We start from the raw sequence: 13,325 nt of genomic DNA on the forward strand, positions 1-13,325 counted from the left end.
GGAGGAACGCACAATGACTGAGAACAAACTGATCATCGGCACGGCGCCGGACTCCTGGGGCGTCTGGTTCCCGGACGACCCCAAGCAGACGCCGTGGGAGCGGTTCCTCGACGAGGTTGCCGAATCCGGCTACAAGTGGATCGAACTGGGCCCTTACGGGTACCTTCCCACCGACCCCGCGCGGCTGGCCGAGGAGCTCAAGCAGCGCGACCTCAAGATCTCCGCCGGTACTGTGTTCACCGCTTTCCACCGCGGACTGGACCAGTGGGAAACCGCGTGGGAGCCCGCCCGGAAGGTTGCCGAACTGACTGCAGCCATGGGCGGCGAGCACATCGTGGTCATCCCTGCCATGTGGCGCGATGACGTTACCGGCGAGGCAGTGGAAAGCGGCACCCTGAACGACAAGGCCTGGGGCGACCTCTTCGAGGGCCACAACCGCCTGGGCAAGACGCTTCTGGAGGACTTCGGCCTGAAGCAGCAGTTCCACTCCCATGCGGATTCCCACGTGGGAGCCCAGGAGGACATCGAAACCTTGCTGGCTGCGACTGACCCGAAGTATGTGAACCTTTGCCTGGATACGGGCCATGCCGAGTACTGCGGCGCATCAAGCCTGGAGCTCATCAAGAACTACCCGGATCGGATCGGCTACCTGCACCTGAAGCAGATCAACCCGGAGATCCTCAAGAAGGTCAACGAGGAAAACATGACCTGGGCTGCCGCCAACCTGGCAGGCGTTATGACCGAGCCGCCGAACGGCCTGCCCGACCTCCGCGCCGTTATCGAAGCGGTCGAGGGCCTCAACCGCCCCATCTTCGGCATCGTGGAGCAGGACATGTACCCGGTGGCCTTCGACGTGCCCATGCCGATCGCCAAGCGCACCCGCAACTACCTGCTGTCCTGCGGTTCCCGAACCACCGTCAACTGACAACAAGACAGCCCGCATCCGTTACAGATACAGAAGGACGAAACAATGACTCAAAACCTCCGCGTCGCCGTCATCGGCGCCGGGCGCATGGGCGCCGACCACATCCAGCGGCTCAACACCCGCATCCACGGTGCCGAGGTTGCCGCCGTCGTCGACGTTGACCTGGCCCGTGCCCAGGCGGCCGTTGAAGGCATTCCGGGAGCCGTTGCCCTTGCTAACGCCGAGGAAGCGCTCAACAACGGCGACGTCAATGCAGTACTCATTGCCACCCCTGGTTTCCTGCACGAGGACATCCTGCTCAAGGCCGTTGCCAAGGACATCCCCATCCTTTGCGAGAAGCCGCTGACCCCGGATGCCGAGTCCTCCTGGAAGATCGTCCAGGCCGAGGTTGCACTGGGCCACAAGCGCATCCAGGTCGGCTTCATGCGCCGGTTCGACGCAGAATATGCAGCCCTTGGCCAGATCATCCGGAACCACGAACTGGGTGAACTGCTGATGCTGCACCACCAGCACCGCAACCCCACCACGCCGGCCGGCTTCACCAACGAGATGCTGATCAACGACTCCGTTGTGCACGAGTTCGACGCCATCAGGTACTTCACTGGCGAGGAGATCACCAGCGTCCAGGTCCGCCTGGGCAAGGCGACCAAGAACGCGCCCGCGGGCCAGCACGACCCCCAGCACGTCCTGCTCGAGACCGAGTCAGGTGTCCTGGCCGACGTCGAAATCTACGTGAATGCCAAGTTCGGCTACGAAGTGGCCACCCAGGCTTCCTTCGAAGAGGGCATCGTCAGCATCGGAGGAGACAAGGGTCCGTACACCCGCAGCGCCGGCCGCTGGGGCGGCAACGTCACCCCCGGCTTCGAGGAGCGTTTCGGTGCGGCATACGACGTCGAAATCCAGTCATGGGTGGACGCGGCACTTAAGGGCGAGATCGGCGGTCCCACGGCCTGGGACGGTTACGCCACCGCAGCCTGCTGTGAAGCAGGCGTCGAGGCGCAGAAGAACGGCGAAAAGGTGGCCGTGAAGCTTGCCCCCAAGCCGGACCTCTACAAGTAGGACAGAAAGGGGATGGAGCGATCCGTCCCCTTTCCCGTCTCCAACCCTTTACCGATCCACAACGGAGTGTTTTTTCGTGAAAATCGCACTTGACCCTACGCCCTTCCACCACTCGCACAGCCTGCTCGAGTTCCCAAAGGTGGTTGCGGACCTCGGCTACAAGTACATGCAGATGACCCCGCACGCGGACTTCATCCCCTTCTACAACCATCCCAAGGCCGATGACGAACTTGTGGGTCAGCTCAGCAAGGCCTGCCGGGACGCGGGGATTGAGATTGCGTCCGTGCTGCCGGTCCTCCGATGGTCAGGACCGGACGAGGATGCCCGCGAAGCAGCAGTCCGCTACTGGAAGCGGGTCATCCAGATCACGGTCGACCTCGGCGTCGGCACCATCAACACGGAGTTCAGCGGAAGGCCGGAGAAGGCCGAGGAGTCCGAGCGGGCCTTCTACCGTTCCATGGAGGAACTCCTGCCGATCATTGAACGCGAGGGCCTCGACCTGCTGATCGACCCGCACCCGGACGACTTCGTGGAGGAAGGCCTGGCAGCGATCCGGGTGATCAGGGGGCTGAACTCGAAGAACGTAGGCCTGGTCTACGTCGCCTCGCACAGCTTCCACATGAAGAACGCTCCACTGGACATCATGCGGGCAGCGGGGGACAAGCTGCGGCTGGTCCATGTCGCCGACACCATGAACCACCACGCCTCGCACGGGCTTCGGTACATCACCAACCCGCCGGGCAATCCCGTCCGCGTGCACCAGCACCTGAAGATCGGTGACGGCGATGTGAACTGGGATGAATTCTTCGGCGGACTCAAGGAAATCGGCTTCCTGGACCGGGATGACACGGTGATGGTCTCCAGCGTTTTTGCGGAGGACGAGAACGCTGACGAGGTTTCCCGGTACCAGCTGGAGACGATGAAGGCCTACATCGCCAAGGCGAAGTAGTGGATGTGCGGATGGAACACAGCAAAGGAATCTTAACGGAGCCCGAAGCCCCGGACACGGCTATCGGCGGGGGAGCACCTGCAAAGGCCTATCAATCCGATCCGAAAAAGTTCATGCGGAAGGTGGCGCTGTTCTCCACCTTCGGCGGCCTGCTTTTTGGCTACGACACCGGAGTCATCAACGGCGCCCTCCCATTCATGCAGCGCGACCTTGGCCTTACACCGCTGACCGAAGGACTCGTGACATCGACGCTCCTGTTCGGTGCAGCGTTTGGCGCCATCAGTGCCGGCCGTCTGTCTGACCGTTTCGGCAGACGCAGAACCATCATGGGGCTGGCGCTGATCTTCGTCGTCGCCACCATCTTCTGCACCATCTCGCCCAGCACTGAACTACTGATAGCGGCCAGGACCCTGCTGGGGCTCGCCGTGGGCGGCGCGTCGGTAATCGTGCCCGTGTACCTTGCGGAGATGTCGCCGGCGGCCCAGCGTGGCCGCATCGTCACGCAGAACGAACTGATGATCGTCACAGGCCAGTTCATCGCCTTCACGTTCAATGCCGTCCTGGGCAACGCCTTCCCGGAAGAGGCCAACATTTGGCGGTGGATGCTCGTGATCGCTACGTTGCCGGCTGTGGTGCTGTGGTTTGGGATGCTGGTCCTGCCGGAAAGCCCGCGCTGGCTGGCGTCTGCCGGCCGGTTCGGTGCTGTTCTGGAAGTATTGCGCTCCACCCGCGCTGCCGGGGACGTATCGGCGGAGTTCGACGAAGTGCGGCAGGCGGCCCGCGAGGACTACCAGGCCAGACTCGGAACGGTCAAGGACCTTACCGTTCCCTGGATCCGCAGGATCTTCGTGGTGGGTCTCGGCATGGCGATCATTAACCAGATCAGCGGCGTCAACGCAATCATGTACTACGGAACGTCCATCCTGTCTTCATCAGGATTCGGCGACCAGGGCGCACTGATCGCAAACGTTCTCAACGGCATCACCTCCGTAGTGGCCGTCGTTATAGGCATGTACCTGATGTCGCGTGTGCCTCGCAAACCCATGCTAATTGTGGGACTTTGCGGCACGGCCACATCCCTGCTGGCCATCGCGATGATCTCTCTGGCCCTGCCGGAAAGCACCCTTCGCGGCTACCTGGTATTGCTGTTCATGGTGACGTTCCTGGCCTCTATGCAGGGCTGCATCGGCACCGTGACCTGGCTGACCATGTCCGAGATCTTCCCGATGCATGTCCGCGGCGTCGCCATGGGAATCTGCGTTTTTGTCTTGTGGATGGTCAACTTCCTCATCGGCTTCTTCTTCCCGCAGATGGTTTCGTGGATCGGAGTATCGGCTACCTTCCTCATCTTCGTGGCACTGCAGATCTGCGCGATCGCGTGGGTCAAGCGGGTGGTACCGGAAACGAAGGACAAGTCGCTTGAGGAGCTCGAACACCTCTTCAAAGAGCGTTCCGGCATGAACGCCTAATCCCCCCAACGCAAGGCACACTCCGTGCCAAAAAAAGCGCCCGACGCCGGCTGGCGTCGGGCGCCTTTCCTCTTTGGAAGCGGGCCAAAGCCAGGATATCGGCGACACGCCGCCGCTTATGGCCGACATTCAGGACAACCCCGCCGGGAGAGACAGCAGAAAGACAGCAGGAGGAGCGGCGCGTGTGCGCCACCCCTCCTGCTGTGCGGGTTTGTTGTGCGATCAGGCCGTCAGTTTCAACGAAGCCGAGAGCGCTGCGTCTGCGTCCAGGAGAACCTTGGCCGCAACTTCCAGCCCTTCGATACGGCCCAGTTCGACATCTTCGTGTTCGATGTTGACGAGCATGTTCGGGTCCACTTCGTGGAGGGCGCGGAGGAACTCGGCCCAGTAGGCGGTGTCGTGCCCCTTGCCCAGCGCGACAAAGTCCCAAGCTGCAGGCCTGGGCCATTCGTTAGCCCACTCGTCGCCGCCGAGGTTCGTCCGGTGTTCTTCCGGGGAGAGCCGCCGGAACCGGTTGTCCAAAACACCGTAGAGTGCGGCGGTTTCTTTGTTGATCCGTACATCCTTCGCCGCAGCCTGGAATACCAGCGGCCCCAATTCGCGGACAACGGTTATGGGGTCCATCTGCTGCCAGAACAGGTGGGAGGCGTCCAGTTCCACACCGATGTGTGTCGCTCCGGTCAGCTCCACGAGCTTATGCACGTCGGCCGGGTTGAAAACCAGGTTCTGCGGGTGCAGCTCCAGGGCAACCTTCACACCATCCTCCCGGGCCAGTTGGTCTGTTTCCTTCCAGAATCTGGCAGCCACGCCCCACTGGTAGTCCAGAACGTCCAGGGCGGCTGAGTTCCAGGCGTTGACGATCCAGTTGGTGACGGTGGCGCCGGGCTCTCCGCCGGGCAACCCTGACATTGTGACCACCCGGTTCTGCCCAAGGCGGTGCGCGAGGCGAATGGAACGGCGGATGTCTTCGGCATGCTTCTCGCCGATCTCGCGCTTGGGATGCAGGGGGTTGCCGTTGCAGTTCAGGCCGGCGATTGACACCCCGGTACCCTCGAAGATCGCCAGGAAGTCATCGCGGGCTGCGTCACTTTCCAGGATCTGGTCCATGGCGGGCACGTGGACCGCAGGCAGGAACCCGCCGGTGTTGATTTCGATCCCGGTGAGGCCGAGGTCGGCTATGACCTTCAATGCCTCGGGAAGGGGCCGGTCATGCAGGATCGCGTTATAGACACCCAGTTTCATAGCGAAATCTTCTTTCCGTTGTTGAGGGCGGACTCGGTGACGGCGCCGAGCAGTTCCATGTTGCGGACGCCCTCGTCGAAGGTGGCACACCGGGGGAGGGACTCTGCTTCGCTGATGCCGGCAACCTCTTCGAGGAATGCCCGTGCCTGGTAGCCGAACGCATCGTTTTGACCGAAGCCCACTTCCGGGGCGTCCATGGCGAGGCCGCCGGCGATGTAGGGGTGGCCTGGGCCGAGGATGACCTGCCGGTAGCCGTTTTCGTTGCCGGAGTCGTCGTTGAGGAAGAGCTGGATCTCGGACGGCCGGCGCTGGTCGAACTTGGCGGCGCCGTTTTCGCAAAACACCTCGAACTGCAGGCTGTTGGCGTGGCCGGCGGCAACGCGGGAGACTTCGAAGCTTCCCGCGCCGACGGCAAACTCTGCGTTGAAGGCTGCGTAGTCGTCGTTCTCGACGGCTTCGAAGGTGTCGCTGACGGCCACGTGGTCATGGCCCATCACTGCGGCCAGCGGCAGCGGACGCTTGCCGATGACGGTGCTGAGCTGTCCGCCGGAGATGGATTGAATATCGCCGCAGAGGAACTCAGAGACGTAAGCCAGATGGGACCCGACGTCGGCAAGGGCACCTGAACCTGCGCCACCCTTGTACCGCCAGCTCATGGGGGCGAAGGGGCTGAAGCCATAGTCGGTCCAGTACCGGCCGCTGAAATGCAGGACGTTGCCGAGAACCCCGTTCCGGATGAGGTTGCGAATGTAGGCGATGCCCGGTGTACGGCGGAAGGTGAAGCCAATGCGGGCGATGCTGGACGCATTTCGGGCGGCGTCGGCCATTGCGCGGGCATCGTCCATCGAATCACTCAGGGGCTTTTCGCACAGCACGTGCTTGCCGGCGGCCAGCAAACCCTCAACAACCTCGCGGTGGAGGGAATTGGCGATGACCACGCTGACCACGTCGATGTCATCGGCTTCAGCGATTGCCTGCCATGAGGTGTCGTTACGCTCGTACCCGAATCGGCGGGCGGCTAGGGAGCCGAATTCAGCATTGACGTCGCCGATGGAAACCAGGCGCACCGGAGGAAGCGTCGGGCTGTACAGGGCGGATGCCGTCCGGTACGCGGCAGCGTGCGCCTTGCCTGCCATGCCTGCGCCGATGACTGCTACACCGAGGCTTTCAGCCATTGATTTCTCCTTTGAAATTCAGCCGCAGCGGAATCGCCAGCGGCATTTTGTAGCGCTACAATTTTTACGCTGACCTTGAGCGTATCCATGTCCATATGTCCTGTCAATCGTTCGCCGGGATATTCTCAACCGAGAGAAGAAAGGCATTTCCATGACGCATGATCGCCTCAAAAACCGGCGCCCCACCATCTATGACGTGGCCAAGCATGCAGGAGTCTCGCCATCGCTGGTTTCGCTGGTGCTGCAGAACCCGGTGCGCGTTAGCGAGAAGCGCCGCAATGCAGTGCAGGCGGCGATCTCGGAACTTGGCTACCGTCCCAGCCGGGCAGCCACGACGCTAGCCAGCAGCCGGACAAAGAGCATAGGACTTGTCATAGATGACTACCGGAACCTTTGGTTTGTCGATCTGCTGCGGGGTATGGAATCCGTGCTGACGGAGGGTGGCTACCAGGTGATGCTGGCCGATTCCCGCCCTGGCGCAAACCGTATCAGCGAGGCTGTGGACGGACTGCTGGCCATGCACGTTGATGGCCTGGTCATTGCTGCCGAGCCCACTTTGTCCATGCTGACCGGTGCGGGGGTGCCCACTATCGTGGCAGGCTGGCGAAACGGGGTGCCTGAAGGCATGGACCTGGTAACGAATGATGACGACGCCGGGGGCGCCATGGCCGCCGCCCACCTGTTGGACCTCGGACACACCAGGATCGGACACCTGTCCGGGTCCGGTGGTGCCGCTGCCCACCGAAGGGCCGGCTTTACTGGGCATCTCCGGGAGGCTGGTGTCGAGGTTTGCGTCGTCGGGGAGGCGGGGGGCACGTCTGAAGAGGACGGTTACGAATCGGCACGCTGGCTGCTGGAGCACCATCCGGACACGACTGCCATTTTTGCAGCAAACGACACCATGGCAGTGGGCGCCCTCGGGGCCATCAGGGTCCGCGGACTGTCGGTCCCGCATGAGATTTCCGTCATCGGATACGACAACTCACAACTGGCCAAGTCGCGGTACCTGGACATCACCTCCGTGGATAATCGCAGTGATCTTGTGGGTATTGAGGTCGCGCGCCGTCTGCTGGCCAGGCTTGAGGATCCTGCCGCCGTACCTCAGCGGACCCTGATCGATCCTGCCCTGATGGTCCGCTCGACTACAGCCACTGCGCCGTCCTCAAGCGCCCAACCATCTTCTTTGAAGTAAAAACATACTAATGTCAGGACAAAGTCTTGACATGGGTGATCCCGATCACCCATGATCTCTGTAGAGGGCCTCGAGTTCCTGCAGAGAGGCAGGGCCGCAACCCTTATCAAAGGAGATATATCGTGAAGAAGTTTTCCTGGCGGAAGGCGACCCTCGTGGCGGCCGTCGTTCCGATGCTGGCACTGAGCGCTTGCTCCAGCGGCGGAGGCAAGTCGGCAGACACTGCAAACTCCGGCTCATCGGGGCAGGTGGCAACCACCGCCCGCATCAAGGTGGCCCTGATCACCCATGCAGCAGCAGGCGACACCTTCTGGGACATCGTCCGCAAGGGGGCGGAGGAAGCATCGGCTAAAGACAACGTTGAGCTCCTCTACACCAGCGATCCTGAAGCCGGTCGCCAGGCGCAGCTCGTCCAGCAGGCAATCGACCAGAAGGTCGATGGCATCGCCGTCACCCTCGCCACCCCGGATGCCCTGAAGGACGTCCTGAAGAAGGCCACTGATGCCGGCATCCCGGTGGTGAGCCTCAATGCGGGCGAGAGCATCTCGTCACAGCTCGGCGCATTTACCCACTTCGGGTCCAACGAGAAACTCGCCGGCGAGGCCGTGGGGACCCGGTTGGCCGCCGAGGGCTTCAAGCACCCCGTATGCGTAATTCAGCAGCAGGGCCACGTCGGTCTGGAAGCACGCTGCGCAGGCGTCAAGGCCAAAGTTCCGGGAGCGGAGATACTGTACGTCGACGGCAAAGACATGACCGCAGTCCAGTCCACCGCCACCGCGAAGCTCCAGGCCGCCAAGGACGCCGACGTCATCATTGGCCTGGGCGCACCGATCACCCTGACGCTGCTCAAGTCCGTCGCTGATGCCGGCAGCTCTTCGAAGGTTGCCAGCTTCGACCTGAACGCAGATCTCGCGCAGAAGATCGTGGATGGTGCCGTGATCTTCACCGTGGACCAGCAGCCGTGGCTCCAGGGCTACATGTCGATTGATTCCCTGTGGCAGGCAAAGCGCGGCGGCTTCAAGCTCGGCGGTGGACAGCCTGTCCTGACCGGCCCGACCATTGTCGATAAGTCGAACGCTTCAGACGTCCTCAAATTCGCCCAGCAGGGCGTCCGCTAGATCCAGGACTCAGGCCGTGCGGAGGGTATCCGCCGAACGGCCTGACCAACAAGGAGTTCTTCCAATGGCAAATACAGCAACCCTGCCTCCGGCACCAGCCGCAGCAGCCGGGCCGCGCGGCGATGAGCGAGTCGGACAACGGAACCCGTTCCAGAAGCTCCTGGGCCGCCCTGAAGTTGGCGCTCTCGTAGGAGCAGTGGTCCTGTTCGTTTTCTTCGCGCTGGTTTCTTCGACCTTCACCCAGCCCAACGCCCTGGCAACCATTCTTTACGGCAGCTCCACCATCGGGATCATGGCCGTCGGTGTGTCGCTGCTGATGATAGGCGGCGAATTTGACCTTTCCACCGGCGTGGCCGTGATCTCATCAGCGCTGACCGCATCCCTTTTCAGCTGGAATTTCTCCATGAACGCGTGGGTAGGCGTTGCCTTGGCGCTCGCAGTCTCGCTGGCCATCGGGTTCATCAACGGCTGGATCCTGATCAAGACCAAGCTTCCCAGCTTCATCGTCACCCTCGCGACGTTCCTGATGCTTACCGGCCTGAACCTGGCATTGACCAGGCTTATTGGCGGCAGCGTGTCCTCGCCGTCCATTTCCAAGCTGGACGGCTTCGAATCGGCCCGTGCCGTGTTCGCCTCGTCGATCAGCATCGGTGGCGTTGAAGTCAAAATCACCGTGTTCTTCTGGATCATCCTGGTTGCCATCGCATCCTGGGTACTGCTGCGCACCAAGGTGGGCAACTGGATCTTCGCAGTCGGCGGCAACGCCGACTCCGCACGCGCCGTGGGCGTGCCCGTGACGAAGACCAAGATCGGGCTGTTCATGGCGGTCGGGTTCTGCGGTTGGATCCTCGGCATGCACAACCTGTTCGCCTTCGACGCCGTGCAGTCGGGCGAGGGCGTGGGTAACGAATTCCTCTACATCATCGCCGCCGTGATCGGCGGCTGCCTCCTCACCGGTGGCTACGGTTCAGCCGTGGGAGGTGCGATCGGTGCCTTCATCTTTGGCATGGCCAACAAAGGCATTGTCTACGCGCAGTGGAACCCGGACTGGTTCAAGTTCTTCCTCGGCCTGATGCTTCTGCTGGCTACCATCGTCAACCTCATCGTCAAGCGCCGCGCGGAACTGAAGTAAGGGGCGAAGAAAATGAACGCCAAAGCAATCGACCAGCAGACCCTGCTCAAGAACGAAAAGGATCCGCTGACGCACACCCCGGTTCATTTGCTCTCCCTGGAAGGTGTAGGCAAGCACTACGGCAACATCATTGCCCTTCGTGACGTCACCATGGCCGTGGACAACGGCCGCGTCACGTGCGTTCTGGGAGACAACGGCGCCGGTAAGTCCACGCTGATCAAGATCATCGCGGGCCTGCACCAGCACGACGAAGGCTCACTGTACGTCATGGGTGACGAACGGAAATTCAGTTCCCCCCGCGATGCCCTCGATGTCGGAATCGCGACGGTCTACCAGGACCTCGCGGTGGTTTCCCTGATGCCCATCTGGCGGAACTTCTTCCTCGGCTCGGAGCTCACCACCGGGTTCGGCCCGTTCAAGAGCCTCGATGTCCAGAAGATGAAGGACATCACCAAGAAAGAGCTCGCCGACATGGGCATCGACCTGCGCGATGTGGAGCAGCCCATCGGCCAGCTTTCGGGCGGCGAGCGCCAGTGTGTGGCCATTGCCCGGGCAGTGTACTTCGGAGCCAAGGTCCTGATCCTGGACGAGCCGACGGCGGCCCTGGGCGTCAAGCAGTCGGGCGTAGTTTTGCGCTATATCCTCCAGGCGAGGGACCGGGGCCTCGGGGTCATCTTCATCACCCACAACCCGCACCACGCCTTCCCCGTGGGCGACCGGTTCCTCCTGCTCAAGCGGGGCAAATCCATCGGCTACTACGACAAAAAGGACATCACCCTGGACGAGCTCACCGCCCAAATGGCCGGCGGCGCGGAACTTGCCGAACTTGCCCACGAGCTCGAACAGCTCGGCGGCCACGGCGACATCGTCAAGGAAGTCCAGGCCGAGGTTGCCGACGTCGCTGAAATCGCGGAATCTGCCAAGGAAAGCAGCCCGCGGCACGTGTAGCACCCCGCCGGGGGCCCGACGGCAAATGCCCGATGGGCCCCCTCGCTCTGCCATTCGTGTGCGCACTGAACATTAGACAGGAAAGAGCATGCCGATCCGGGTGGGCGTCATTGGCGCCGGCGTTATGGGCGCAGACCATATCAGGAACCTTTCCGCCACCGTCAACGGTGCGGAAGTCACCTTCGTGGCAGACCTCGACGCCGGACGCGCAGCTGCTGCTGCGCCGCCGTCGGCCCGGACCACGACGGACCCCTCGGAGCTGATCAACTCCAGCGAGGTGGACGCCGTCGTTGTCGCTTCGCACGACTCCACCCACGCCGGACTGGTGCTGGAATGCTTCGAAGCGATGACGCCCGTGCTTTGTGAAAAGCCGCTGGCCCCGACGCTCCTGGAGAGCCTTGACGTTGTGGAAGCTGAGGCGGACATCGTCGCGGCGACCGGTGCCAGGCTGCTGTCCATGGGCTTTATGAGGCGCTTCGATCCCGGCTACGCCGCCCTCCGCGAATCCACGCGGCTTCGGAGCCACGGCGAACCCCTGATTGTCCACTGCACCAGCCGCACGGTAGCCTCGGGCCCCGGCACCAGCTCGGAAACGGCCATCACCAATTCGGCCATCCACGAGTTCGATATCATCCCCTGGCTGCTGGACTCGCCCATCACCGAAGTTGCATGGCAGGCGGGGCGCAGCTCACGGCACAGTCCCGGAGAACTGCAGGACCCTGCCGTGATGCTCCTCCGGACGGCCGACGGAACCCTGGCGACCCTGGAGCTGTTCCTGAACGCGCAGTACGGCTATACCACCAGGTGCGAAGTTGTTTCCGAGGGCGGCACCGCTGCCCTGCCCGAACCCGCAGCCCTGGTGGTCCAGCGCGAGGGCCACCGCACGGCTGAGATCCCTGCTGACTGGCGCCCGCGTTTCGCCGACGCCTACCGGCTGCAGCTCCAGTCGTGGATTTCCGCCCTCGAAAGGGGCGAGCCCGCACCGCTCGCCACCGGAGAAGACGGCCTGCGGGCATCGCAGGTTGCCCAGGCCATGATCCGGTCGCTGCACAGTGACGGAGCCTTCACGAAAGTAATCTACTGATGGCCGTTCCCGTCATGCCGGCATCACGCGTCCCGGATTCGAAGGACGCACCCTCCCTGCGGTGGGGAATCATGGGGCCCGGTTGGATTGCAGAGCGGTTCACGGAGTCAGTGCAGGCGCATTCCCGCCAGGTGATTGCCGCCGTCGGCTCCCGCTCCGTGGCCCGCTCCAAAGAGTTTGCCGGGAAGTTTGGCGTGCCGGCCGCGTACGGAAGTTACGAGGAGCTCGCAGCGGCTCCCGATATCGACATTGTTTATGTCGCCACACCGCACAATTTCCACCACAGCGCAGCCCTGCTCGCGCTCGAAGCAGGCAAACACGTCCTGATCGAAAAACCCCTAGGGCTCAATGCGGACCAGGTACGGGACATCGCCGCGCGGGCCGGGTCCGCCGGCGTCTTCGCCGCCGAGGCGCTGTGGAGTTTCTTCCTGCCAAAATTCGACGTCATCCGGCAGATCCTCGAAGCCGGGACGCTGGGGACCGTGACCACTGTGCTGGCGGAATACGGCGAGTACTTCGACCGCAGCCACCGCATCTTTGATCCAGCGCTGGCCGGGGGTCCGCTGCTGGACCTCGGGACCTATCCCTTGGCGCTTATCACCGAAATCCTGGGCTCCCCGGAGCAGATGCATGTCATTGGCCAGCAGCACGAGTCCGGGGTTAACGCGCAGGTTTCGGCGATCATGCACTTCCCGGGCGGCAGCCAGGCAGTCATGAACACGCAGCTGCATAATTTCACCCCCACGGCTGCCACCATTGTCGGCTCCCAGGCAACACTGACCATGGACGGACCATTCAACATGCCCGGCGGTTTCGAGCTGCGTTTCCCCGACGGGACACGGCGGCGCTACAGCGAGCCGGCGGGCGGGCACTTCGAGGGCCTGCATTTCGAAGCCGCAGCAGTGGCCCGTTGCATCGCGGCCGGACAGGCAGAAAGCCCCCAGCGTCCACTCGCAGCCTCCATCCGGACCATGGAAGCCGCCGACCAAATCCGGCGCCAGCTCGGCATTAGCTTTCCAGGCGAATGACCCC

12 protein-coding genes are annotated in these 13,325 nt (G+C 62.7%); 10 read left to right on the forward strand and 2 right to left on the reverse strand.

Annotated elements, in window-relative coordinates:
* Positions 1–13: 13 nt before the first annotated feature.
* The 4 genes from ACQ3DC_RS09510 (at position 14) to ACQ3DC_RS09525 (ending at position 4,402) form a co-directional block, all read left to right on the forward strand.
* Positions 14–925, forward strand: coding sequence for a sugar phosphate isomerase/epimerase family protein (locus tag ACQ3DC_RS09510; protein WP_430752074.1), 912 nt, complete (start codon positions 14–16; stop codon positions 923–925).
* Positions 926–970: 45 nt separating this feature from the next.
* Complete coding sequence (locus tag ACQ3DC_RS09515) at positions 971–1,984, forward strand: Gfo/Idh/MocA family protein (protein WP_430752075.1); 1,014 nt, start codon at positions 971–973, stop codon at positions 1,982–1,984.
* A gap of 76 nt (positions 1,985–2,060) precedes the next feature.
* The gene (locus ACQ3DC_RS09520) at positions 2,061–2,933 is read left to right on the forward strand and encodes a sugar phosphate isomerase/epimerase family protein (protein ID WP_430752076.1); all 873 of its coding nucleotides are present in this window, start codon (positions 2,061–2,063) and stop codon (positions 2,931–2,933) included.
* A gap of 11 nt (positions 2,934–2,944) precedes the next feature.
* Positions 2,945–4,402 (forward strand): sugar porter family MFS transporter, encoded by a 1,458-nt coding sequence (locus tag ACQ3DC_RS09525; RefSeq protein WP_421092199.1) that lies wholly within the window; start codon positions 2,945–2,947, stop codon positions 4,400–4,402.
* Between the two features lie 222 nt (positions 4,403–4,624).
* On the opposite strand, the gene ACQ3DC_RS09530 is transcribed toward ACQ3DC_RS09525, so the two are convergent.
* Positions 4,625–5,644, reverse strand: a complete 1,020-nt coding sequence (locus tag ACQ3DC_RS09530; protein WP_430752077.1) for a sugar phosphate isomerase/epimerase family protein — start codon at positions 5,642–5,644, stop codon at positions 4,625–4,627.
* Positions 5,641–6,819, reverse strand: coding sequence for a Gfo/Idh/MocA family protein (locus ACQ3DC_RS09535; RefSeq protein ID WP_157239009.1), 1,179 nt, complete (start codon positions 6,817–6,819; stop codon positions 5,641–5,643). The genes ACQ3DC_RS09530 and ACQ3DC_RS09535 overlap by 4 nt, the downstream gene beginning before the upstream one ends.
* A gap of 151 nt (positions 6,820–6,970) precedes the next feature.
* On the opposite strand from ACQ3DC_RS09535, the gene ACQ3DC_RS09540 reads away from it, so the two are divergent.
* The 6 genes from ACQ3DC_RS09540 (at position 6,971) to ACQ3DC_RS09565 (ending at position 13,321) form a co-directional block, all read left to right on the forward strand.
* The gene (locus ACQ3DC_RS09540) at positions 6,971–8,011 is read left to right on the forward strand and encodes a LacI family DNA-binding transcriptional regulator (protein WP_430752078.1); all 1,041 of its coding nucleotides are present in this window, start codon (positions 6,971–6,973) and stop codon (positions 8,009–8,011) included.
* A gap of 122 nt (positions 8,012–8,133) precedes the next feature.
* On the forward strand, positions 8,134–9,129 hold the full coding sequence (locus ACQ3DC_RS09545; RefSeq protein WP_321215430.1) for a substrate-binding domain-containing protein: 996 nt from the start codon (positions 8,134–8,136) through the stop codon (positions 9,127–9,129).
* Between the two features lie 64 nt (positions 9,130–9,193).
* Positions 9,194–10,261, forward strand: coding sequence for an ABC transporter permease (locus ACQ3DC_RS09550; protein WP_157239007.1), 1,068 nt, complete (start codon positions 9,194–9,196; stop codon positions 10,259–10,261).
* A gap of 12 nt (positions 10,262–10,273) precedes the next feature.
* Positions 10,274–11,209: an ATP-binding cassette domain-containing protein gene (locus ACQ3DC_RS09555; protein ID WP_421092196.1), complete on the forward strand. Its 936-nt coding sequence runs from the start codon at positions 10,274–10,276 to the stop codon at positions 11,207–11,209.
* Between the two features lie 88 nt (positions 11,210–11,297).
* The gene (locus ACQ3DC_RS09560) at positions 11,298–12,293 is read left to right on the forward strand and encodes a Gfo/Idh/MocA family oxidoreductase (protein ID WP_430752079.1); all 996 of its coding nucleotides are present in this window, start codon (positions 11,298–11,300) and stop codon (positions 12,291–12,293) included.
* Positions 12,293–13,321, forward strand: coding sequence for a Gfo/Idh/MocA family protein (locus ACQ3DC_RS09565; protein ID WP_430752080.1), 1,029 nt, complete (start codon positions 12,293–12,295; stop codon positions 13,319–13,321). The genes ACQ3DC_RS09560 and ACQ3DC_RS09565 overlap by 1 nt, the downstream gene beginning before the upstream one ends.
* Positions 13,322–13,325: the final 4 nt, after the last annotated feature.

Origin of the sequence: Paenarthrobacter sp. NEAU-H11 (genome assembly GCF_050573415.1) — a bacterium.
Taxonomy (GTDB): Bacteria; Actinomycetota; Actinomycetes; order Actinomycetales; family Micrococcaceae; genus Arthrobacter.